This is a genomic window from Paenibacillus algorifonticola, from assembly GCF_000971975.1.
GTDB lineage: Bacteria > Bacillota > Bacilli > Paenibacillales > Paenibacillaceae > Pristimantibacillus > Pristimantibacillus algorifonticola.
Window position 1 is genome coordinate 18,664 of record NZ_LAQO01000027.1, and the last position, 22,895, is coordinate 41,558.

The following is a 22,895-nucleotide window of genomic DNA, read 5'->3' on the forward strand; positions in this document are numbered from 1 at the left end:
GTTCCCAACAGCGTAGAAGCTGCGCGGGAACGGCCTTGTGTCGTTTCACTATATGGTTTTGGTAGAAGCGAGGAACAGCGTTACATGCAGGATCGGAATAACCCGGTTATCTAGCCTGAAAGCTTGGTGGAAAATGTCCTTTTCTGTAGAATCCGGCACAGGCTCAATGTCGGCTTCTTCAATGGAAGCGGTATTTTCGATATCATCGACGAGCAGTGCTACTTTGGCTTGCCTGAGCAAAATGATTTTTTGATAGCTGTCTGGGGCCTGTCCAAACAGATTGAATTTTTTGCGCAAGTTAATAATAGTGTAGAGGCCGCCACGAATGTTGGCCACGCCACCATGCCACGGCTCGGCGAAAGGAAGTGGTGTTCCTTCTACGGCTGCTTGAATTTCATCAATTTCCGAAAAATGGACAGCAAACGGTTTGTTGGCCACGTTGAAAATAATAAAGTCGCTCATTAGAGATGGTCTCCTTGCCGTGTTTGGTATGCTTCGAGCAATTCCTATCTCTATTATATTATATCGTTCGACACGCTGCATATAACTTTCAAAATAATGATTTGACATTGCACACAACCTGTAACTATAATAGTTACATAGGGCGAATCGCTTTTTTGAAATATAGGAAAGGATATCCTAACGCTATCCTTTCTCTATATTTCTCGGAATGAAACGCGCCGCGCCGCCAAAGGATGGCGACAGCCGTTTCACCTTGGAAAAATGAATCTTATTTTATATTCAGGAGGAATAGAAAATGAAAATAGCAGTTATTGGCGCGACAGGTAAAGCAGGAAGTTTGATCATTCAGGAGGCGGCAGCAAGAGGACATGAGGTGACGGCAATTGTCAGAACGGCATCGAAGTTTACACAGCCCGATGCGGCTGTATTGGAGAAAGATGCGTTCAAGCTGACAGCTGAGGATTTGAAAGCTTTTGACATCGTCGTCAACGCATTCGGCGCACCGCACGGCGAGGAAACGAAGCATGTGGAGCTAGGCAAAGTGCTGATTGAAGCGCTTAAAGGCGCGCCGGAAACCCGCTTGATCGTAATCGGCGGAGCGGGCAGCCTGTTCGTTGATGAAGCAAAAACGAAGCGTTTGTTAGAAACGGAGCAGTTCCCGAAAGAATATTATGCAACAGCCTTCAACCAAGGCAGCAACCTGAACGATTTGCAAAATTCGGCAGGCATTAAATGGACCTTCGTCAGCCCGGCTGCCTTTTTCAATCCGGATGGCAAACGCACAGGCTCTTACACGAAAGGCAAGGACAACTTCTTCTTTAACGCAAAAGGCGACAGCTATGTAAGCTATGCGGATTATGCGATTGCGATTGTGGATGAGGCTGAGCAAGCGAACCATGTGAACGAGCGTTTCGCAGTGGTATCGGAAGCGGAGTAAGCCGCGCAATAATCAAAAATAACCGACAAGGGCAAGATTCATTTCGACATGAATCTTGCCCTTGTTATCGTTCTGGGAGCTTGCAGGTGGGGTGTTCTGTCGACGCTCTAAGCAAGCTGAACCCGTTTGCCGTTCGTCGATGAAGGCAGCAGGGAATATACATTTTGCAGGTAGAACATGCTTGGGCTGAGCTTAAAGCTGGAGCCTTTGAAGGTGCAGCGATCATAGTTGAAATGCAGCGACGATATCGTAATGATGCAGTTGTTGAAGGTACAGCCAATGTAGTGGTTTCCGTCAAACTTGATTTCTTCACCGTCAAATCGTTTGTTTATAATGTATTCCATCGTAAAAGTCCTCCTCGAAATTGAAATAGATTACTTGTTATTTACCCAAGTAAACAGATGTGAAACAGCTCTTTCTCGTGCTTGTTCATTTTTGCGAAGATAACATGGACGGCCCTTTTGCTAATGGAATAAGAGTTTGTCCCATTTTTAGACGGGCCAGCGAAGCATTCATTTCCCCGCCTAATAGTATGATATGCGATGTAATGAATAACCATACTAGCAAAATAATAATGCCACCAATACTGCCGTATGTTTTGGAGTAGTTGCCGAAATTATTAATGTAAAACTGGAACAGCATCGAGGCTGCGACCCAGCCAATCGTCGTAAACAGCACGCCGGGCAGAACTTCCTTTAGGGTCAGCCTTCGGTTGGGAGCGATCCAATACAGCATCGTAAATACGATAAGCATGGCGGCGAGCGGAATCGCATATTTCACCAAATTCCATACCCACTCGCTTTCACTTGGCACATGAAGCAGGTCGAACAAATAGCTGCTGATCGTCTGGCCAAACACGTGCATAAGCATGACGAGCGTAATGACAAGGCCAAGCACGAGCGTGGCGATCAGTGCTATGCCGCGTATTTTCCAGAAGGGACGGCTTTCCTGCTCCTCATAGGCTGTATTCATGCCTTTAATAATGGCATTCATGCCACTCGATGCCGACCAGATCGTCACCAGCATCCCGACCGACAGCAGCGTCCCATTGCTGCCCTGCGTAATTTCTTCAAGCACCTGGCTGATCGACTCGCCCGTCTCGGCAGGGAGCAGGCGGATGAGCTCGGCAACGAGGCTATCCCCCGATAACTGAACGAAGCCCAGCAGGCTGACAACAAACAGCAGAAAGGGGAAAAAGGACAAAATCAAATAAAAAGTCAGCTGCGCCGCTACCCCCGGCACATCATCATCGCGGAAACGGATATACATATCAAGCAAAAATCGCATCGTTTTTGATTTAGGAGCCATAAGCAGCTACCTCCGTTTATCAACTATTTTTGAGCTGAGTTTTTAACCTATTGTTATGCAGGCTGGTCAGGCCTCAACATTCGCTGTTGCCTATACTGTTGATTATGCTTACCCGTACAGGCGGCGACTCAAGCGAAATGAAAAGCGTACTTATTCAAAGCCAAGTTGACAAACTGAATTAGTGTGGAATAAACTGGGTGTATATCAAAATGCTGTTGTTGACCGGCCAACCGGAGGCGAGGTTCTGCAATACGCTCGCGGTGAAAGGGTATTTGCAATCGACACTGGTCGATTACGAGCTGGGCGAGGGCGCACCAATACCACCCTCGCCACACCTTATTGCGGCAGGAAACCATTCGTACAATTAATCGCGCAGCAGGTACAACTTTTTCCAAATGATCAACGTCTATAGCATAAATGGGCGGACAGGAAGTGATCGTTTGGACGTTTATTTGAAAGCAAGCGTCGTCATTGCGCTGCTGCTAGGAGTGGGCTTGCTGTTTATCGCTTCGTCTAAGAAGCGCCACGGCCAAGATGTGCATATGAGCGAGCGTCGAAAAACGCTGCGGCGAATCGGTGCCTGTATCGTCATTTTCACAACGCTGCTGATCGTGTTCGGCTTATTGTCCTATAACGCCGAGGAAGTGCATCAGATGGGGCATTGAAGCCTAAAGCAGAAAGGGGTTATCCGCAAGTCACGCTTAATAAGGCGACTTGCGGATAACCCCTTCTATTTGTTGCGAGTCAGCTATTGGAAAAGCGGTAGGCTGCGCCAGTATGGGTATTTGGCAGACGTGTATTTCCTTTGCCGAACAGGCGCTCGCGAAGCGTATCCTCCTCGTATTCTTGTCGGAACATGCCGCGCCGCTGCAGTTCTGGCACAACGTGATCGACAAAGTCGATATGCGTTCCGGGCAGCACATAACGCTCCAAATTAAAGCCGTCAATACCGGTTTCCTCTACCCAATATTGCATTTGGTCCGCAATTTCCTCAGCTGTTCCGGCTATTACAATACCGCGAAATTCCTTCTCTGCAAAATTATCGCTCACTTCTCGGACGCTTTGAACTTTGCCGCTATGCTTCGTATACCGCTCGGTATGCGTGCGTCCTTGCTCGGTTTTTATCTGTTCGAACGGCGCATCGGGATCCAGCGCGGACAAATCAATGCCCGTCGCGTTCTCATAGGTGAGCAAAGCCGCCTCCCGGCTGCGATGGGCTTTGTATTCAGCAAGCTTGCGCTCAGCTTCCTCACGCGTACGGCCGACCACAGTCGACAGCCCCGTGAAAATTTTAATTTCCCCTTCCCCTCTGCCATAAGCCGCAGCCCGTTTGCGAATATCCTGCACCTGAGCCCTCAGCGCTTCTATAGTTGGGGCTTTCAGGAAGACACCCTCCGCATGCTTGGCGGCAAAATCACGTCCGCGATCCGAGCTGCCAGCCTGAAACAGGACAGGCGTACGTTGAATGGAAGGCTCACTGGCATGGGAAGCCGTCATTTTATAATATTTGCCGCTGTGCTGAATGACATGAACCTTGTCCGCATCGGCGTAAATGCGGCGTCCGCGATCGGCAATTACAGCGTCATCCTCCCAGCTGCCCTCCAGCAGCTTATAGCTTGCTTCCATAAATTCCTCAGCCTGCTCATAGCGTTCATCATGCGGCAAAATGCCGCTGCGGCCAAAGCTTTCCGCGCCGCTAATGCCGCCTGTAGCAACGACATTCCAGCCAATGCGGCCGTTCGTCAAATGGTCAAGCGTCGAGAAGCGGCGGGCATTAGGAAATGGCAGCTCGTACACAGGCGAGGCCGTCGTTACGAAAGCGAGATGCTTCGTGCTGGCAGCGAGTGCTGAAATGACCAGCATCGGATCATTTGAGGGCGTGTATACAGCTTCGCGATACGAAAGCTCACGCTTATGATGGGGATAGCCATAGGAGTCGGCAAAAAACATAAAATCGAATTTGCCGCGTTCCAGCACCTGCGCAAGCTCAATCCAGAAAGCCAGCTCCTTATAGCGTGTAGATTGATTGGCGGGATGGGTCCATAAGCCCTGCGTCATTTGATTAGGGGTATGAATATCGAAAATGCCTAAATGGATTTTTTTCATCGCAAGCAGCGCTCCGTTCCACTATTTAAATATCAAGTTATTCACTCGGAATAATAGTTATAAGTGAGCATAGCGGAAGGGGCATTATTTGTACAATTGAAAATGCTAAAGCGCGGCTTTAATAAACCTAAAGCATGGACGCCGCTACCACTCTGGATCGGGAGTGAGCGCCTGCTTAATATCGGCAATCAGCTCTTTATTAATTTGGCTTAGCGTCGTGCTGTTCCGCTTAATGAGGATGCCCAGCTCAGGCCCTTCGGCTAAATCAATAACCTGCTTGATGATCGTCCCCGGCAGCGGCGGTGAAATGGCGACGACGGGCGATAGGGCAATACCGAGCTGAGCCTGTACATAATATTTGAGCGCGGATATGCTGGCGACCTCAATGCTGTTATGCCGCAGCTTGCCGATTTTTTTCGTGATCATTTCCTCGATGCGAATGCGAAACGAGCATGTTCCCGGCGTGAACAGAAACTTTTCATTCCGCAAATCCTTCATCCGTATTTCCGCGCGTTCGGCAAAGGGATGCTGAGCAGGCAGCAATAAAGAAAACTGTTCCTTCATTAATCCGTGAAATTCAAGCTCGATATGCGGTTCAGGCTGATTGCAAAGCGCCAGATCAATTTCATCGTCGATGACCATCTGCATCAGCTCTTTGGTCGTACCGACTTTGACTTTAATTTGCACCTTCGGCTTTTTTTGCGTATACGCGGACAAAATGCCAGGCAGGCGATTGCTGGCGGACGGCTCGGAAGCGCCTACCCGAACAACGCCGGCATCACCTTGAATGAAGTCCGCCAAGGAGCTGTTTAATTCGTCGTATTCCCGCAGCAGCATGTCGGCCCGTTCATGGAATAGCCGTCCAGCGCTGGTGAGCGTTATCGTTTTGCCCCGCTCGAACAGCTTCATGCCGAGTTCCTCTTCCAGCTTCTTGATTTGTATCGTAATGGTAGGCTGCGAGTATTGCAGTGCCTCGGCAGCACGCTGGAAATTACCGAGCTTAACAATGGTCTGGAACGTTTTAATTAACCGAATTTCCATGCGATTTCACCCCTATGCTTAAAAAATACTAAATTGGCTATTTAAATCTTTCAATTATACACGTCCAGCTTTATGCCCTATTATAACAGATATAAACCCGATTAAATCAAGTGGATTACACATATTTAAAATGGAAAATGGAGGTTTTACCCTAATGTCGAACGAAAGCCTGTACACCAGACACGCACCCAGCTACTCATCCAAAATATTCAGTTATGCTCCCGATGCCTTTAAGGCCTTCGGCTAATTTAATAAGGAAGCACTCGCTGATGGCGTAATTTCAGTCAAAATCAAAGAATTTATAGCCGTTGCCGTTGCCCACGTTACAGGCTGCCCTTATTGTATTGAAGCCCATGTCGGCAAAGCCAAGGCGCTAAATGCATCGTTCGAGGAATTGTTCGAAGCGGCGGCTGTCGGTGCTGCGGTCAATGCGCATTCCGCCTTCTATCATTCGGTCAATGCGCTTAATGCTTTCAACGGCAGCAAAGAAACGGACTTGTACAGCAGAAGCAATATCGAGCTGGCAGAGCGGCTGGAGGATGTGAATGAAGGGCTGTACAATGCTTTCTTCGAATATTTGCATAAGTCGCTAAAGGCGCAGCATATCGAAGCGAAGGAAAAACTGCTCATCGCGGTAGGCTCGGCCCATGTGACGGGAAGTGCTTACAGCATTGAGATTTTTACAAGACAGGCGAAGGATGCGGGAGCGACACTGGAGGAGCTGGCTGAGACGATTGTTGTGGCAACGGTTTTGAAGGCAGGCTCTGCGATGGCGCACCGGGTAAATGCCCTGCAAGCCTACGAGCGGGAGTAGAAACTTTAATAGCCTGAAGAAAAAGAGGAAGAAAGGGGAAGCGAGCATGGCGGATGAAAATAAAGGCTGGGGCGGACAACTCCCCGAGTGGGTTCATGAGCAGGCTGTAGCATGGCGGAAGCATTTGCATCAGCATCCGGAGCTGTCCTTTGAGGAGACGGAGACGGCGCAGTTTGTCGAAGACACGCTGCGCAGCTTTGGCGGGCTGATCATCAGCCGCCCAACGAAGACGAGTGTGCTGGCGAGGCTTGTCGGTGCATATCCGGGCAAAACGCTGGCGCTGCGGGCTGATATGGATGCCCTGCCGATAGCGGAAGAAAACACGTTTGATTATGTTTCCCAAAATCCGGGCGTCATGCACGCCTGCGGGCATGATGGCCATACCGCTGTGCTGCTGGCGACAGCGCGGTTACTTGTAGAGCAGAAGGAGCGGCTGCACGGCGAAATCCGGTTTATTTTCCAGCATGCAGAGGAGCTTCCTCCGGGGGGCGCGCGTGAGCTGGTCGAAGCTGGCGTACTGGACGGCGTGGATTGGATCGTAGGCGAGCATCTGGCCGCCCAATTGCCTGTTGGGCAAATTGGCGTCGTATATGGGCAGATGTCGGCATCGCCGGATAATTTCACCATTACAGTCAACGGGGTTGGCGGCCATGCCGGCTTCCCTCATCGCTCGGTCGATACGATTGCGATTGGCGCCCAGATCGTGACGAATATTCAGCATATTGTGGCGCGTTATACCGACCCATTGGAGCGGCTGGTCGTTTCCGTGACCCAATTCACGGCGGGAGCCTCCCATAATGTCCTACCCGATAAGGTAACTCTGAAAGGAACGGTGCGGAGCTTCAGCGAGCAGGTGCGCAAGCAGGCGGAGGAGCAGCTGCAGCGCATTGTTGCAGGTATTGTTTCGGCGCATAATGCGCAATTCGAGTTCCAGTATGTGTACGGCTATGATCCCGTGGTCAATGACGAAGCATTGACCCGAATCGTGGAGGAGGCGGCGATTGAAGTCGTCGGCAAGGAGCGTGTCGTTCACAACCCGCCGGGCATGGGCGGCGAAGACTTCTCCGCCTATCAGCGCAAGGTGCCTGGCACATTCATTAATATAGGTGCGGGCAACATCGAGAAAGGCATCGTCTATCCGCATCACCATCCACGATTTGCGATTGATGAGGATGCGTTGGCAAACGGAGTGGCCTTGTTCATAAAAGCAGCAGAAAAGCTAGTTGATTGGCAGTCATAATGCAAAATAACAGGGAGGCACTTTATTTATGAAGCATTATCAAAAGTTAGGCCTAATCGGATTGCTCAGCGCTTTGCTCATCGTTTTCGGCTGCTCCAGCAACAGCTCTGCACCTGCAAGCTCGGAAGGAGCGGCTGCTCCAGTCGAATCAGCGGCTGCTGGCACAGCGGCAGGCGAGAAGCTGGCGACAGAACTGAAATATCCGCTCGCGCAAACGATTCCGACGCTTGATCCGCATCTGTCGCTTGGCGGAAGCAATTCTACGATAGCGGTCAATATTTATGAGGGGCTGTTCGCCTTTAATTCCAAGTATGAGCCTGTTCCTATGCTCGCCGAGTCTTATGAACTAAGCGAAGACGGGAAAGTATACACCTTCCACCTCCGTAAAGGGGTCAAGTTTCACAACGGCAAGGAGATGAAGGCAGAGGATGTAGCGGCCTCGCTCAATCGCTGGAAAAATACGGCGCCGCGCGCGAAGAGCTCTTTTTCCGATCGCGAGTTTGAGGTCAAGGATGATTATACGATCGTGCTCAGCTCGGACGTTCCGAGAAATGATACATTGGCGCAGCTTAGCCATGTGCTTAATTTTGCAGCTATTATGCCGAAGGAGGTCGTGGATGCGGCTGGTCCGGATGGCGTAACCGAGTATATTGGAACCGGACCGTTCAAGTTTGTGGACTACAAAACCGACCAATACGTGCATGTGCAAAAGTTTGCCGACTATCAGCCTGTCGATGCGCCAGCTGACGGTTTTTCAGGCAAGAAGGAAGCGCTCGTGAACGATTTGTATTTCACTTTGGCAACGGATAATGCGACACGTTTCTCCTCTTTCCTTGCGAAGGACTTTAACAATGTCGATGTCAGTCTGGATAATTTGCCGCAGGTTGAAAGTGACCCTGATGTGGAAATCATCAAAAACCTGTCCACCGATTTCAATTTGATTTTCAATAAAAAGGCGCCATTGTTCTCGCAGCTGAAATACCGCCAGGCCGTCGCCTCGGTGCTCGATGTTGACCAAGTATTGCTTGGCATCGTGTCCACACCGGAGCTGTACCGCTTGAACCCAAGCTACATGTACAAGGAAAATACGAAATGGTACAGCGAGGCTGGCAGCGAAGCCTATAACCAGAAAAATCCGGACAAGGCGAAGCAGCTTCTTAAGGAAGCGGGCTACAATGGCGAGGAAGTTACGCTCCTGACGACCAAGGACACAGGCACCTTCTATAATGCAACGTTGATGGTGCAGGCGCAGCTGGAGCAAATCGGCATCAAGACGAAAATCGACATTTCTGATTACGCAACAATGCTGACGAAGCGGGCTGACCCGAATGGCTGGGATATTTATGTCGGTCCATTCCTCGTGCCTTCAACCCCTTCACAGCTGCTGTATTTGAACCCGACCTACGGCTTTGCTGATGATGCCAAGCTTGCAGAGCTGCTTGAAGCTTCTACCTCGGCTATTGGCGACGATGCGATTAAAGCGGCGAATGATGCGCTGCAAGCTTACGAGTGGGAGTATTTGGCGGCGATTAAGATTGGCGATATTTACAATTACAATGCGATTCGCAAAAATCTCGTCGGCTTGACGTTCCTCAGCAACATTCCGAATCTTGCAAATACGAAGCTGGTTGAATAACAGCATTACACAGCATTGCAGCAGGCACACAGCAACTGCACGCCGTGCGGAATTCTACTTTGGAAGGAGGTAAACGGTTTGACCGCTTTTATCGTAAAACGGGTGTTATCGTTGATCCCCATTCTTTTCATCATGTCGGTTATTGTATTCCTGATCATTTACCTCATTCCGGGTGATCCCGCGCGAGTCATGCTGGGCGATGGCGCAGACGAAGCGACGATTCAGCAGCTGCGTGCCAATATGGGGCTTGATCAGCCGCTCATCTTGCAATATGGCCAGTGGATGGGCTCGGCGCTGCAAGGGGATTTAGGCGATTCTTATTTTTTGAAAAAATCGGTGTCGGCTGTCATTGGCGAGCATCTTCAGCCTACCCTGTCGCTCGCGCTGCTTGCCGAGCTGATTGCGATAGCCATTGCGCTGCCGTTCGGCATTTGGGCGGCAGTGAATCGCGGGGGCTGGGCAGACAAGGCATTGACCGCCTATACGCTGCTCGGCATAACCATACCCGGCTTTTTGCTTAGCATGTTTCTGGTGCTCCTGTTCGCGGTCCAGCTGAAATGGCTGCCGGTATCCGGCTATGCGCCGATCAGTGACGGGCTGTGGAACTTCCTGAAATTTTTAATTTTGCCCGGCGTTTCGGTCGGCGTCGTCATGTCGTCGGTCATTGCCAGAATCGTTCGCTCCTCCTTTCTGGAGGTGATGAACCAAGGGTATGTGAAGACGGCGCGCTCGAAGGGGCTGCGCGAGCGGAGCATCGTATACAAGCATATTTTGCGCAATGCGCTGATTCCCATTTTGACCGTCATTGGTGGAACGTTCGGTACGCTGCTCGCTGGCGCTGCGGTTGTGGAGAGTATTTTTAACATTCCGGGACTAGGGCAGCTTCTGGTACATTCGGTATCGCGCCGGGACTATACCGTCATTCAAGGCTTGGTGCTGTTCATCGCGTTCACCTATGTACTTGTGAATTTAGTTGTTGACCTGCTTTATGCGGTCGTTGATCCCCGGATTCGGTTGAATAAATAACAGAAAGGAGGCTGGGCGCGGATGGAAAAAGCACAGCCATCGCTTCATCTGGCAAAGCGCAAGCGCGCTTTCGGCAATCGAAGGCGCGGACTGCTCAAGAGGCTGCTGGCAAGCAAAACAGCATCGGCGGGCAGCGTGCTGATTATAGTGGTCGCCTTCATTTCTTTTTTTGCGCCATGGATTTCGGTTTACGGCCCGCACGAAGTCGATATCGTCAACCGCTTGTCGCCGCCGGGCACGGAGCACTGGTTTGGCACGGATAATCTGGGCCGGGATATTTTCAGCAGGGTGATGCATGGCACGCAAATATCGGCGCAGGTCGGCTTTACCGTCGCTTTATCGGTCGCTATTCTCGGGCTTGTTGTTGGCTTGTATGCGAGCATGTACAAGTGGCTAGATCAATTGCTGATGAGGACGATGGACGCTTTGTTTGCTTTCCCGGCGATTTTGCTGGCGATTGCCATTATGGCCGCGCTCGGGCCGAGCGTTTCCAATCTGATTATTTGCCTGATTATCGTTTTTATTCCGTCAGTAGCCCGAATTGTCCGCTCGGCGGCGCTCGTCGCGAAGGAGCAAACCTATGTGGAGGCGATGCATGCGCTTGGCGCGTCGCAGACGAGAATTTTGTGGCAGCATATTATGCCCAGCACGATTTCGCCGCTTATTGTACAGAGCTCATTTATTTTTGCCGAGGCGATTATTGTGGAAGCCGCACTTAGCTTTCTGGGGGCGGGCATTCCGGCACCGATGGCAAGCCTCGGCAATTTGCTGGCCGATGGAAAAATGTATATATACAACTCCTGGTGGATGACGCTGTTTCCCGGCTTTGCGCTCATTATCTCGGTACTGGCGATGAATTTGTTTGGGGATGGAATCAGGGATTTGCTCGACCCTCATGTAAGACAGGGGAAAGGGAAAAAATAGTGCATCGCAGCCGGCGGGCTGGAGTCCGACTAAGGAGGGGTGGAAGAAATGCCGGAGGAGCTTTTGCTGGAGGTTAAAGCGTTACGAACTTATTTTCATACAGCACGCGGGAAGCTGGCGGCAGTCGATGGCGTTTCCTTTGATGTAAAGCGAGGGGAAATCGTCGGAGTTGTCGGAGAATCCGGATGTGGCAAGAGCGTCACTGCCCAGTCCGTGCTGCGGCTGCTTGATGAGAAGCATGACGTGAGCTATGAAGGGGAAATCCGGTTTGCAGGCAGCAATCTGCTTGAGCTGAAGCAGCGGCAAATGCGGGAAATTCGGGGCAACGAAATTGCGATGATCTTTCAAGACCCGCTTAGCTCGCTCAACCCGGTATACACCATTGGCGAGCAAATTATCGAGGCCATTATGCTGCACCAGAAAATCAGACGCAAGGAGGCGGTTCGCAAAGCGATCGAGCTGCTAAGGCTGACGGGCATTCCTTCCCCGGAGCAGCGGGTATGGGAGTATCCCCACCAGCTTTCTGGAGGCATGCGCCAGCGCGTCATGATTGCCATTGCACTGGCTTGCGAGCCGCAGCTGCTCATTGCCGACGAGCCGACGACAGCGCTGGATGTGACAATTCAAGCGCAAATGATGGAGCTGATTACGGAGCTGAATCGCAAGCTGGCTATGAGCGTTCTGCTCATCACGCATGATTTGGGCGTCGTCGCAGAAACATGCCAGCGCGTCGTTGTCATGTATTTGGGACAGGTCGTTGAAATGGCTGATGTCGCCTCGTTGTTCGCCCGCCCGCTGCACCCGTATACGATTGGCCTGATGGGAGCCATACCGCGAATGGATAGTGACAGAACGCAGGATTTGCAGGCGATTGAAGGCAGTGTGCCTTCGCTATTGAATGTGCCCTCTGGCTGCCGCTTTGCGCCGCGCTGTGCCTATGCCGACGAGCAGTGCCGCCAGCATATGCCGGAATTAAAGCGCGATGCTGCCAGTGGAACGATGGTGCGATGCTGGCATGCCGGCACTTTGGCTGAAGCGTTCGAAGCAACAGAAGCAGCTATAGCAACTGAAACATCCGAAGCAGCCGAAAGAGCCGAGGAGAAAGGAGGCGTGCAGCATGCCATCTATCCATGAACAGGAAGGCGGGCCCATGCCGCTGCTGGAAGTGAAAGGTTTATCCAAGCATTATAGTACGAAGCGTCCGGCATCCTTTCGCAAAAGCCTCGTTAAAGCCGTTGATGATGTCTCCTTTCACATTTATGAAGGGGAAACCTACGGGCTGGTCGGGGAATCGGGCTGCGGTAAAAGCACACTAGGCAAGACGCTGCTGCGTCTCGTTGAGCCTACTGCCGGAGAAGCGCTGTATCAGGGCGAGGATTTAAACCGCATGCCGAGCCGCCAGCTTCGGGCCAGCCGCCGGCAGCTCCAGATGGTTTTTCAGGACCCGTATTCTTCGCTAAATCCCCGGAAGACCATTGGCAGGACGCTGGAAGAGCCGCTCATCATTCACGGTATAGGCAGCCCACAGGAACGAACCGAGCTTGCGATGCGGATGCTGGAGACGGTGGGCTTGCAGGAGGAGCATTATGATCGGCTGCCGCATGAGCTGTCCGGCGGCCAGCGCCAGCGGATTGGCCTCGCCCGGGCTCTTATTCTTGAGCCGCGCCTCGTCATCTGCGATGAGCCCGTTTCGGCGCTGGACGTCATTATTCAATCGCAAATCATTAATCTGATGCGCAAGCTGCAGCGGGAATTAAAGCTGACGTATTTATTTATCGCCCATGATATTGGCGTCATACGCCATATATCTGATCGCATTGGCGTTATGTATTTAGGCAAAATGGTCGAGGAGGCCAGAACGGACGATCTGTTCGCACAGCCGCTGCATCCTTACACGCAGGTGCTGCTGTCCGCTGTGCCGATTCCCGACCCCAGGGTCAAGAAGGAGCGGATGATTTTGCAAGGGGACATTCCGTCTCCGCTGGAAACGGTCAGCGGCTGTGCCTTTCATCCGCGCTGCCCGTTTGCGGTTGAGACATGCCGGAAGCTCGCGCCGGCCAAGCGGGAGGTTGCGCCGGGCCATTTTGCAGCGTGCCATCTTGCGTAAGGCCCGTGCAGACAAGCTAAGCTAATGAGGGATAGGAGAGAGTAGACAATGAAGAAGAAAATTCATTTGGGCGTATTCGAGGTGAATGCAGTCAATCATTTGACCCAAGGCATCTGGACGCATCCCGAGCAAAATCGCATTCATTATAATAGCATTGATTATTGGATTGATATCGCCCGAACTTTGGAGCGGGGCAAGTTTGATTTTATGTTTTTCGCCGACAGCTACGGCTATCCGAAGGAACGGACCGAGCTTGCGTTCCGCGAGGCATCGGGCGCAGTAGGCAATGACCCGATGCTGCTCATTCCAGCGCTTGCGCAGGCGACCGAGCATCTCGCTTTTACGATGACGACCTCGACGACGTATGAGGCTCCTTATGCGAATGCGCGCAGATTTTCAACGCTGGATCATATTACGAAGGGGCGAATCGGCTGGAACGTCGTGACGACGAGCAGCAAATCGGCCGCCGATTTGTTCGGAAGAAGCGAGTTTCTGCCGCATGACGAGCGTTATGATATGGCTGATGAATATATGGATGTCAGCTATAAGTATTGGGAGGGCAGCTGGCAGGACGATGCGCTGCTCGTTGATCGCGAGAAGCGGATATTTGCTGATCCGCAGAAGGTTCATAAGGTGAAGCATGAAGGGAAATATTTTAAGTCGGAGGGGTACCATGCCTCGACACCTTCCCCGCAGCGGACGCCGGTCATTTTTCAGGCGGGCAGCTCAGGAAGGGGACGCGCTTTCGCCGCGAAGCATGCGGAGGGCATATTTCTCAAGGCGCCGACGACGGAGGTGCTTCGGGACCAGATCGCTGATATTCGCAGGCGGGCAGCGGAATATGGGCGTGATCCGGCAGCGGTGAAAGTATTCACCGGGCTGTCGGTTGTAGTGGCAGAGACGCGCGAGGAGGCGCAGCGCAAATTCGACGAGTATATGCAGCATCAGAGCGCAGAAGCGACGCTATCCAGCTACGCTGGTGTGACGGGAATCGACCTGACGCAGCTTGATCCGAACGCCTATTTTGAAAATATTCATACCGAAATGGGCCAAACGCATACCGACCGTTTTACGAAGCACAGCAAGACGAAGAAGACGGTGCAGGAGGTCATGGACGATTTTGTGCAAAAGGGCTTTCGCGGACTGACCGTTGTCGGTACGCCGGAAGACGTTGCCGATCAAATCGAACGCTGGACGGAGGAAACGGACGTGGACGGCTTTAATCTGGAGCCGTATGTGCTGCCAGGCTCCTATGTTGATTTTGTCGATCTGGTCATACCGGAGCTGCAAAAACGGGGGCTGTTCAAAACCGATTACGAAGCAGGCACGCTCCGCGAGCGGCTGTTCGGCAAGGGCGAGGCACGCCTGCCGGAGCATCATCCAGGCGCTTCGTTCCGCACGCCGGCCGCCCTTGTCTGATCGAAGGAAAGAAGGAGACGATTATGTTTAACGACGAGAAGCTCCTCCAGCTTGTAGAGCAGACCGAATATACGCAGCGCCAAGCGGAGCTCCTCGCCCAGCTTCGCCGTATAGGCCAGCAAAGCATTGGGCCCGCCGCAAAGCAGGTGGATAACGAAGGCGCTTATCCGTATTCATCGCTGGCTGCGCTTAAGAGCGAAGGCTTGCAGAATCTGTCCGTTCCTGAGGCGTTCGGCGGATTCGGCGCTGGCTACAAGGGAGATGCTGTGCTGCTCGTATTGGCGCTGATGGAGCTGGCTTCCTGGTGCTCGTCCACCTCGCAAGTATTTGCCTTGCACAATACGGGTGTACAGCTGGTGCATGCGATGGGAGATGCGGGGCAGCAGCGATTTTTTTTCGAGGAGGTTCGGCGCGGCCACCTATTTGGGAGTTTTGGGAGCGAGGCAGGGGCGAATCGTTTCGTGCTGGCCAATACGCTTCGCAAAGTAGAGGGCGGTTACCGGCTGAATGGGAAAAAGATCTTTGCAACCGGCTCGCCCGGCGCAAAATGGGCGTTCTGGCGCTCGGTGTCCGAGGATGCGCCGGGCAATCAGGATGAGCGGTATATGATGCCTATAGCGGAGCTTAATGGAGCGGGCATTACGATCAACGATGATTGGGATGGCATCGGACAGCGCGGCACTGGAAGCGGAACCGTCATAGCGCAGGAGGTTTTTATTCCTGAAGCGCATGTGATGGGAGGACCTGGCGCTTATGCCGCCCATGCTCCTTTTTTCGCAGCACAGTTTCATATACATTTTGCGGCCCAATATGTCGGGATTGCGATTGGCGCTTATCGGGAGGCTGTTGCATATTTGAAGGAGAAAGCGAGGCCTTGGTCAGACGTCAAGACGGCGGCTGAGGACCCGGTAACGCAGCTCCGTGTGGGCGAAATGGCAGCCAAGCTCGCCTCCGCGCAGCAGCTGGTGCTTCGCGGCGCACGCCTGCTGCAAGCTGTCATTGAGCGGCCAGAAGAACCGGAATTGCACAGGGCTGTTCAAGCAGCGGCGTCCCATGCCAAAATCATTGCGACCGACACCGCGCTCGACGTAACGAATGCGATTTTTCAAATTATGGGTGCCCGCTCGGCGACCAGAAGCTGCAATTTCGACCGTTATTACCGCAACGCCAGAACGCTCACACTGCACGACCCGGTAGACAAGCAGCGCGAGGCGGCGGGAAGGCATGAGCTGGGGCGGTAGCCTGGAAATACAATCAAGCACAAACATGGAAGCACTCCGAATGTCCATTTGGAAGGCATCCTTATTTGTGCTTAGCTAGGTTTGGGGGAGCAAGCAGGAAATAATGATATTATTGAAAACGCTTGCAAAAAATACTATACTTTGATAAGCGGCAGAAGAGAGAGGTGTAAGGCATGAGGTTCCGGCATTCGTTTTTTTATCGAACACTCCGTTTTAAGCTATTATTTGGCTTTCTGCTGCTCGTCATTCCGATTGTTTCCTTCATGATCTACAACAACTTGTATGCGATTAATGTTGTACGCAATCAGGTGGCCCAGTCCAATAAAAATCTGATCAGCCTCTATATGGGCCAAATTGACCGCAATTTGGAGGATGTGGAGAAATATTTGTTTAATATTGCGGCGATGGAGACAGGCCTGCTCGTGCTGGAGCAGCCGCGTGAGCAAAATCCCGACAGCTATTCGTTCGAGAAAATCCAGCTGAGAAATCAATTGAGGAATGAATTGCCCAATTATAAGTCGATGGATATGTTCTTCATTTATTCGCCGGAGAACGATGATTTGATGAGCGTGTTTGGCATTGTCCCGGATTATGCCACCCGAACCGTGATGGAGCAGAACATTGTAGATAATATCAAGCTTGCCAAGAAGCCGCTGCAAAAGGACTGGTTCGTCCAGCATATGGCAGGCAGTGATTATTTAGCCTATGTCATTCAATACGGCGACATTTATATAGGCGCGATGGGCAATGTCGATCAGCTGATGGTGCCGCTGCATTTAATTGATTTGGGTGAAAATGGCCGGGCCTTTCTGACGGATGACCGTATGAAGCCCATTATAGACACGCCGCTGGATGGCGACATCTCTATTGAACCAAGCAGCAGCGGCAACGAAGGCTACCAGCTTACGGGAAGCAACGACCAATTTATCGCAGTCGGCGAGCGTTCATCGCGAGGCCGCTTCGGGCTTGTCGCCCTCATTCCCGACAGCGTCGTGCTGCAGAAGCTTCCCTTTCTGCGCAGCATCGTCTCGCTTATATCCTTTGGGGCGATTATCATTTTGCCGATTATTTTGCTGCTGCTGCGCAAGCTGGTGCTCGTCCCGGTCAATCGCATTATTATGGCGATGCGCCGCATCGAGGACGGCAATCTGGATATGCGGATTACGAAACCGTCCTCCACGTTTGAATTTGAGGTGATGAACGAATCGTTCAACCGCATGATTAAGCAAATTCAGGAGCTCAAGGTCAATGTGCTGGAGGAGCAGCTGAATTACAAAAAAGCGCAGCTTAAGCATTTGCAGCTGCAAATCAATCCGCATTTTTTTCTTAACTCACTTAATATTGTTTATAATTTGGCGCAGGTGAAGGACTATCATCTCATTCAGGAAATGACCCATTGCCTGGTCCAATATTTCCGGTTTATGTTCCGCAGCAACCTGTCGTTCGTATCTCTGTCTGACGAGCTTGCCCATACGATGAATTATTTACGCATTCAGGAAATGCGCTTTCCGGGCGATCTGACCTTCGCTTTCCATACGGATGAGAGTCTTGGCAAAGTACCGATTCCACCACTAGTCATTCAATCGTTCGTGGAAAATACGATTAAGCATGCGGTAAATACGGATACGCAGGTTCACATTGCCGTTACCGCCCAAGCGCATAATGAAGATACGCTATATGTCCGCATCGAGGACACGGGAGAGGGTTTCCCGCCGCAGGTGCTGGCACTGCTCCAGCGAGATATGGAGCTCAGCAATGAAGAAGGCGATCATATCGGCATTCAAAATGTGAAGCAGCGGCTGGGGCTGCTGTATCACGATGCAGCCCGCATGGCACTTAGCGGCAGCTCCGGCCTGGGAGCAGTCGTGGAGCTGTGGCTGCCGATGCAACCAGAAGAGACAGGGGGACGACGAGGATGAGACAGCTGTTAATTGTCGATGATGAGCGGCATGCGGTGCGGGGCATTAAAGCAGGCGTTGAATGGGAGACGCTTGGCATCTCGGTCGTGCATGAGGCGTACAATATTCGCACCGCTAAGGAAATTATGAGCGACAGCAAAATCGATGTGCTTATTTGCGATATCGAAATGCCGCAGGGCAACGGCTTCGAGCTGCTGGACTGGGTAAAAATCCATTATCCGCAGACGGAGGCAATGTTCCTTACCTGCCATGCTGATTTCTCCTATGCGCAAAAAGCGATTCAGCTTGGCAGCTGCGATTATATGCTCAAGCCCGTCCGTTACCCCGAGCTGGCCAGCACGGTCAAGCGCGCGCTGGATAAGCTGACGAAAGCCGATCTAGATCGCGAAAAGCTGCAATTCGCCGACATGTACGAGCATTATTACCGGCTATGGGAATCGTACCAGCCGATGTTTATGGAGCGCTTCTGGCAGGAGCTGCTAAGCCGCTCGATTCCTTCGACCAAGGAAGGCGTTCGTGAAGCGCTGGCGAAGCATAACATTGCCTATGAGGAGCTGCCGCACTATAAGCCGGTGCTCATTAGCGTCCAGCGCTGGCATAAGGAGCTGACGCTGCGTGAAGAGAAGATTATGGAATATGCGCTGCGCAATTCCTTTGAAGAGATGATTCTCGCGAAGTCCGGGCTCGGCCGAATTATTCAGGTGCGCAGCGGGGCGCTGCTCGCGCTGCTGCCTATTCGCCAGGAGGAGGATGGCGAGCAGCTGCATGAGCAGATCGATTCGTACATCGAGGCGTGCAATCGTTATTTTTTCTGCGACTTATGCTGTTATATGGGCAGCGCGGTACCTGTGGAGGAAATATGCGACATGTACGAGCAGCTTGCCGAGCTGGAGTCGCATAATGTGACCCGGACAAATGAACGGCTTAGCCTAACCAATTGCAGCGTTAGCCCGGATGTCGCTCCGCTTCCGGTGATGAGCGGCTGGGGTGAAATGCTCAAGCTCGGCTGCGGAAAGGAAATGCTTGAGGAAATCGAAAAGTATTTAGACAGCGTCAAGCATACGGGGCAGGCCGATGCCCGCTGGCTGCGCAGCTTTTATGAGGATTTTCTGCAAATGGTGCATCAGGTGCTGCATGCGAAGGGACTGCGGGCGCATCAAGTGTTCTCCGCCATGGTGCTGATGAAGCGGGAGGATGCCGTCACCCGTTCCATTACCGACTTGTCGGAGTGGGTAGGGGTGCTCATCTATGAGGTCAGCGGCAATCTGAATGTCATGGATGAGACACAGACCGTTGTGGACAAGGTGAAGCATTATATTGCTAAGCATATGAGCGAGGATTTATCGCGCGAGGATATTGCGAGCCATGTCTGCCTTCATCCCGATTATTTGGCCCGGCTGTTCAAGAAGGACACAGGGCTGACGATTTCCGAATATGTGCTGCAGGAGCGGGTAGCGCTCGCCAAGCAAATGCTGGCGAAGACGGAGCTGGCGATTACGAGCATTGCCTACGAGCTCGGCTACGGCAACTATTCACATTTTTCGAAAATGTTCAAAAAAGCGACATCAGTGGGGCCGCAGGAATATCGCAAGCTCCAGCAAAGCGGGCAGGCTAAGGGAAGCTGACCTATTTAATAGCACTTTGCTAATTCAAAATAGCCCTTCAGTTCCGCAAAGCGAGGCGCCTGGCAAGCAGTAAGCCACCGTCCATCCGCTGCGGAATGGAGGGCTTTGTTTGTTTTCCAAAAAGCAGCTGGCGGACTGCGAATTAGTATTGCTTTTTTTCCAGTATTCAACTATAAATAGATCAGACTTAGGGCGGAGGTGCTGTTGGATTTGCAGGTGATGCTTAAAATAGTGCGCCGATTTGCCGCATACAAGCTGCTGGGCAGCGTTTTCTTATTCACCTTATTAATAGAAGTAGCTTATACAGTGGCAGCGCCGCTCAGCCTGAAATATTTGGTGGATGAAGCTTTTACGCCGCGCAATTTTCAGGCGTTTATGATCATTTTGTTCATCTTGCTCGGCGGGGGCATATTGAATGTAATTGCCGGTGCGGTGTCGGACTATTCATTAGGCAGGCTGGCTGGAGAGGTCGTTCGCAAGCTGAGAACGGAGCTGTTTGCTCATATCCAGCTCCAGTCCTTGCCTTTCTACGAGCGTTATCGGGTAGGTGATTTGGTGACCCGCTTCTCGGCTGATATGGGCTCCATTGAACGGGTTATTCGCGGCTCCAGCCCTTTGCTGCTCAAAGAATTGCTCGCTGTAGCGCTGGGGCTTATTATGCTGTTTACGCTGGAATGGAAGCTGACGCTTGCGATGCTTGCGGGCTCGGTTGTTATGTTTGTGCTGCCTCAGCTTGTGCAGAAGCGCTCGGAGCGAGCGAATCGGGAGTATAAGGAAGCGCAGGAGCGCTTCTCCAATATGATCGATGAGATGGCCAAGGGGCACAAAACGATTCGAGGCCTTCATCAGCAAGGCCGGTTTCGCATGCGGGGCGACAACAAAATTACGGCTTTGTTTAAGACAGGCATGAATCTTCATATGAGCAATTCCTTGATGGAACGGCTGCCTTTAACGGCTTTGCTGCTGCTTAATGGAATTATGATGGGATTCGGCGGTTATTTAATATTTCATGATGCCATGACCGTTGGCGGCTTTATCGCTTTTTTCACCTTGTTTATGAGTGTCGGGCAGTCCGGCTCAAATCTGGCCTTTCTCATTCCGAATTTAATTGAATCAAGCATTAGCTTCCAGCGTATCGAGGAAATAATGGCTTGCGAGCCAGATTTGCCAGAAGCCGAGCAACCTGTATCGCTGCCGGAAACAAGCTTGTCCCTGCGTATGGAGCGGGTTACCTTCGGCTACAATGAGGGCACTTCGCAGCTGAAAGACATCAGTGTGGAGATTGAGGCGGGCAGCTTTGTCGCTTTCGTTGGCCCAAGCGGATCGGGCAAAAGCACGGCGCTCCAGCTGCTTTCCCGCTTCTATGATCCCCAGCAGGGAAAGGTATTCATTCATGATTTACCGCTGCAAAATATTAGCGAGTCCTCGCTGCGAAAACGTGCTGCGCTTGTATCGCAGGATACGTTTCTGTTCCATATGAGCCTTCGGGAAAACCTGCTGCTAGGCAGCGATATTGAGGAAGCTGACATGATCGCAGCCGCAAAGCAGGCAGGCATCCATGAGGTCATTGCAAGCTGGCCAGAGGGCTACGACACCTGGATTCATCATGAAGGCGGCTCCTTGTCAGGCGGGGAGCGGCAGCGTATTGCGATTGCACGCGCACTGCTCCGCAGGCCGCAGCTGATGCTGCTTGATGAAGTAACATCGGCGCTGGACCCGGCAGCTGAAGCGGATATCAACCACCTTATTGAACAATTAAAGGGTAGCCGAACGATCGTTTCAGTTACCCACCGCCTCTCCTCCGTCGTAAATGCGGATCGAATTTATGTATTTCAGGGCGGGCACATAGTAGAGAGCGGCTCCCACCAGCAGCTGCTTAGGGAGCAAGGACTTTACAGCAGCCTATGGGAGAAGCAGCATGGCTTCTATGTGTCGGGAGACGGGCGGCATGCCGCGGTAAAAGGGGAACGGCTTGCGAAGCTGCCGTTTTTTGCAGGAATGGAACCAGCACTTCTGGCAGGCGTGGCCGAATTGTTCACCTCCGAAACGTGCAGGGAGGGCGAATCGGTTGTGCGTGAAGGCGAGGAGGGCGATAAGTTTTATATTATCGTTCGCGGCATTTTTGAAATTTGGAAGACGTTTGCTGGTGAAGCGGATAAGAAGGTAGCGGTATTGCAGGACGGTGACCATTTCGGAGAAATTGCCCTGCTGCGAAACATTCCGCGCACGGCCACGGTGAAGGCCGCTGGTCCAGGCGTCGTGCTGTCGATGCGCCGCGAAGCCTTCCATCAGCTGACGGAGGAGCACCCGCAGCTGCTGCATGCGCTGGAGCAAACGCTGCAGCAAAGAATGTAGAGCAAGGGCAGAAATGGCAAGCTGCTTAAGTGTCCGCTTGGAAAGAAACGGGACATTTTCAGATGAAGAGAGGGGGAATTGAGGTGGCAAAGGCGTATTTTAAACAGTGTGAAAATGATGAGGAATATGCGAAGGCCAGCTTGTTTTTGTTGAAGCACAGGCGAGATTTGCATCCCGCATATACGACTATGGACACGTTGTCGCTGCTGTACTCTTATTTGACGGAGGGGCAGTTAGTTATAGGGTTGGATGAGCAGCACCAGGTTAATAGCATTTCCGCTTATTATTATGGGACACCGGAGCAGGATTTTCAGAATAAGGAAGTTGTTTTTGTGGATATGGTCATTGTGGAGCAAATGCATCGGGGAACGCGCTTGTTTGCAGAAGGGCTGAATTTTCTGGTCCATAAAGTGCTGGAGAACCGCCCGGAGGTTCAGGAGCTGAGCCTTGCAGCCTTGTCGGAAAATAAACGGCTTTGCCGGATGTATAGCAAGTTCGTAGAGGAGAAGTACAAGCGCGAGGGAGCGCTTGGAGAAGAAACAGTTTTTGGCGGGGAAATTAGAAAAATTGGTACTATGCTAAGAAAAACCAATCCAGTATAATCGTTTTTGTAGGAAAAATTAACAAAGAATGGAGGCGGACAAATGATTCCACCATTTGGATTTGGCAGCAAAGACACGAGCAAAAAAGGCAGCGGTTTTGGCAAGATTGTTAAGGTTAATGAAGCATTGAGAG

The 22,895-nt window shown here is 51.8% G+C and carries 20 protein-coding genes and 1 pseudogene; 16 read left to right on the forward strand and 5 right to left on the reverse strand.

The features are described 5' to 3' along the window. Positions 1-48 precede the first annotated feature (48 nt). Positions 49-462 (reverse strand): chemotaxis protein CheW, encoded by a 414-nt coding sequence (locus WH37_RS25840; protein WP_046233541.1) that lies wholly within the window; start codon positions 460-462, stop codon positions 49-51. A 295-nt stretch (positions 463-757) separates the two neighbouring features. Between WH37_RS25840 and WH37_RS25845 the strand changes: the two genes are divergently transcribed. Next, complete coding sequence (locus tag WH37_RS25845; RefSeq protein ID WP_046233542.1) at positions 758-1,399, forward strand: NAD(P)-dependent oxidoreductase; 642 nt, start codon at positions 758-760, stop codon at positions 1,397-1,399. Between the two features lie 107 nt (positions 1,400-1,506). On the opposite strand, the gene WH37_RS25850 is transcribed toward WH37_RS25845, so the two are convergent. Together WH37_RS25850 and WH37_RS25855 are read right to left on the reverse strand one after the other, a co-directional pair. Then, complete coding sequence (locus WH37_RS25850) at positions 1,507-1,743, reverse strand: hypothetical protein (RefSeq protein WP_046233543.1); 237 nt, start codon at positions 1,741-1,743, stop codon at positions 1,507-1,509. A gap of 85 nt (positions 1,744-1,828) precedes the next feature. Then, positions 1,829-2,707: a YihY/virulence factor BrkB family protein gene (locus WH37_RS25855; RefSeq protein ID WP_082111009.1), complete on the reverse strand. Its 879-nt coding sequence runs from the start codon at positions 2,705-2,707 to the stop codon at positions 1,829-1,831. Between the two features lie 209 nt (positions 2,708-2,916). Between WH37_RS25855 and WH37_RS35745 the strand changes: the two genes are divergently transcribed. Both WH37_RS35745 and WH37_RS25860 read left to right on the forward strand, forming a co-directional pair. Further along, positions 2,917-3,075 carry a hypothetical protein gene (locus tag WH37_RS35745; protein ID WP_156182368.1) on the forward strand — a complete coding sequence of 53 codons (159 nt, stop codon included), beginning with the start codon at positions 2,917-2,919 and terminating at the stop codon, positions 3,073-3,075. Positions 3,076-3,147: 72 nt separating this feature from the next. Beyond that, the gene (locus WH37_RS25860; protein ID WP_046233545.1) at positions 3,148-3,372 is read left to right on the forward strand and encodes a hypothetical protein; all 225 of its coding nucleotides are present in this window, start codon (positions 3,148-3,150) and stop codon (positions 3,370-3,372) included. A gap of 79 nt (positions 3,373-3,451) precedes the next feature. Here WH37_RS25860 and WH37_RS25865 read toward each other — a convergent pair whose 3' ends face one another. Continuing rightward, positions 3,452-4,813, reverse strand: a complete 1,362-nt coding sequence (locus WH37_RS25865; protein WP_046233546.1) for an LLM class flavin-dependent oxidoreductase — start codon at positions 4,811-4,813, stop codon at positions 3,452-3,454. A gap of 144 nt (positions 4,814-4,957) precedes the next feature. Beyond that, entirely contained in the window at positions 4,958-5,854 is an 897-nt protein-coding gene (locus tag WH37_RS25870; protein ID WP_046233547.1) for a LysR family transcriptional regulator, read from the reverse strand. Between the two features lie 262 nt (positions 5,855-6,116). Between WH37_RS25870 and WH37_RS37525 the strand changes: the two are divergent. From WH37_RS37525 to WH37_RS25935, 13 genes and pseudogenes are all read left to right on the forward strand, one after another. Then, positions 6,117-6,668, forward strand: a pseudogene (locus tag WH37_RS37525) (carboxymuconolactone decarboxylase family protein); the annotation flags it as partial. 46 nt (positions 6,669-6,714) lie between these two features. Beyond that, positions 6,715-7,908 (forward strand): amidohydrolase, encoded by a 1,194-nt coding sequence (locus WH37_RS25880; protein ID WP_046233548.1) that lies wholly within the window; start codon positions 6,715-6,717, stop codon positions 7,906-7,908. Positions 7,909-7,936: 28 nt separating this feature from the next. Then, entirely contained in the window at positions 7,937-9,544 is a 1,608-nt protein-coding gene (locus WH37_RS25885) for an ABC transporter substrate-binding protein (protein ID WP_046233549.1), read from the forward strand. Between the two features lie 78 nt (positions 9,545-9,622). Continuing rightward, positions 9,623-10,570: an ABC transporter permease gene (locus WH37_RS25890; RefSeq protein WP_046233550.1), complete on the forward strand. Its 948-nt coding sequence runs from the start codon at positions 9,623-9,625 to the stop codon at positions 10,568-10,570. Positions 10,571-10,591: 21 nt separating this feature from the next. After that, entirely contained in the window at positions 10,592-11,494 is a 903-nt protein-coding gene (locus WH37_RS25895) for an ABC transporter permease (RefSeq protein WP_046233551.1), read from the forward strand. Positions 11,495-11,542: 48 nt separating this feature from the next. Next, the gene (locus tag WH37_RS25900) at positions 11,543-12,628 is read left to right on the forward strand and encodes an ABC transporter ATP-binding protein (protein WP_063838045.1); all 1,086 of its coding nucleotides are present in this window, start codon (positions 11,543-11,545) and stop codon (positions 12,626-12,628) included. Beyond that, positions 12,612-13,601: an ABC transporter ATP-binding protein gene (locus tag WH37_RS25905; protein WP_046233552.1), complete on the forward strand. Its 990-nt coding sequence runs from the start codon at positions 12,612-12,614 to the stop codon at positions 13,599-13,601. Before WH37_RS25900 ends, WH37_RS25905 begins: the two co-directional genes overlap by 17 nt. Positions 13,602-13,649: 48 nt before the next feature. Continuing rightward, positions 13,650-15,020 (forward strand): LLM class flavin-dependent oxidoreductase, encoded by a 1,371-nt coding sequence (locus WH37_RS25910; protein WP_046233553.1) that lies wholly within the window; start codon positions 13,650-13,652, stop codon positions 15,018-15,020. Positions 15,021-15,043: 23 nt separating this feature from the next. Further along, positions 15,044-16,261, forward strand: a complete 1,218-nt coding sequence (locus tag WH37_RS25915) for an acyl-CoA dehydrogenase family protein (RefSeq protein WP_046233554.1) — start codon at positions 15,044-15,046, stop codon at positions 16,259-16,261. 173 nt (positions 16,262-16,434) lie between these two features. Next, positions 16,435-18,180, forward strand: coding sequence for a sensor histidine kinase (locus WH37_RS25920; protein WP_046233555.1), 1,746 nt, complete (start codon positions 16,435-16,437; stop codon positions 18,178-18,180). Further along, on the forward strand, positions 18,177-19,805 hold the full coding sequence (locus WH37_RS25925) for a response regulator transcription factor (protein ID WP_046233556.1): 1,629 nt from the start codon (positions 18,177-18,179) through the stop codon (positions 19,803-19,805). Before WH37_RS25920 ends, WH37_RS25925 begins: the two co-directional genes overlap by 4 nt. Positions 19,806-20,009: 204 nt before the next feature. Continuing rightward, entirely contained in the window at positions 20,010-22,160 is a 2,151-nt protein-coding gene (locus WH37_RS25930) for an ABC transporter transmembrane domain-containing protein (RefSeq protein ID WP_052737221.1), read from the forward strand. A gap of 83 nt (positions 22,161-22,243) precedes the next feature. Next, a complete protein-coding gene (locus tag WH37_RS25935; protein WP_046233557.1) occupies positions 22,244-22,762 on the forward strand; it encodes a hypothetical protein in 519 nt (172 codons plus the stop codon). The last annotated feature ends 133 nt before the right edge of the window (positions 22,763-22,895 follow it).

Coding starts and splice junctions, on each gene's coding strand:
- WH37_RS25840 (WP_046233541.1), bottom strand. CDS start 462: ATGAGCGACTTTATTATTTTCAACGTGGCCAACAAACCGTTTGCTGTC.
- WH37_RS25845 (WP_046233542.1), top strand. CDS start 758: ATGAAAATAGCAGTTATTGGCGCGACAGGTAAAGCAGGAAGTTTGATC.
- WH37_RS25850 (WP_046233543.1), bottom strand. CDS start 1,743: ATGGAATACATTATAAACAAACGATTTGACGGTGAAGAAATCAAGTTT.
- WH37_RS25855 (WP_082111009.1), bottom strand. CDS start 2,707: ATGGCTCCTAAATCAAAAACGATGCGATTTTTGCTTGATATGTATATC.
- WH37_RS35745 (WP_156182368.1), top strand. CDS start 2,917: ATGCTGTTGTTGACCGGCCAACCGGAGGCGAGGTTCTGCAATACGCTC.
- WH37_RS25865 (WP_046233546.1), bottom strand. CDS start 4,813: ATGAAAAAAATCCATTTAGGCATTTTCGATATTCATACCCCTAATCAA.
- WH37_RS25870 (WP_046233547.1), bottom strand. CDS start 5,854: ATGGAAATTCGGTTAATTAAAACGTTCCAGACCATTGTTAAGCTCGGT.
- WH37_RS25880 (WP_046233548.1), top strand. CDS start 6,715: ATGGCGGATGAAAATAAAGGCTGGGGCGGACAACTCCCCGAGTGGGTT.
- WH37_RS25885 (WP_046233549.1), top strand. CDS start 7,937: ATGAAGCATTATCAAAAGTTAGGCCTAATCGGATTGCTCAGCGCTTTG.
- WH37_RS25895 (WP_046233551.1), top strand. CDS start 10,592: ATGGAAAAAGCACAGCCATCGCTTCATCTGGCAAAGCGCAAGCGCGCT.
- WH37_RS25900 (WP_063838045.1), top strand. CDS start 11,543: ATGCCGGAGGAGCTTTTGCTGGAGGTTAAAGCGTTACGAACTTATTTT.
- WH37_RS25905 (WP_046233552.1), top strand. CDS start 12,612: ATGCCATCTATCCATGAACAGGAAGGCGGGCCCATGCCGCTGCTGGAA.
- WH37_RS25910 (WP_046233553.1), top strand. CDS start 13,650: ATGAAGAAGAAAATTCATTTGGGCGTATTCGAGGTGAATGCAGTCAAT.
- WH37_RS25915 (WP_046233554.1), top strand. CDS start 15,044: ATGTTTAACGACGAGAAGCTCCTCCAGCTTGTAGAGCAGACCGAATAT.
- WH37_RS25920 (WP_046233555.1), top strand. CDS start 16,435: ATGAGGTTCCGGCATTCGTTTTTTTATCGAACACTCCGTTTTAAGCTA.
- WH37_RS25925 (WP_046233556.1), top strand. CDS start 18,177: ATGAGACAGCTGTTAATTGTCGATGATGAGCGGCATGCGGTGCGGGGC.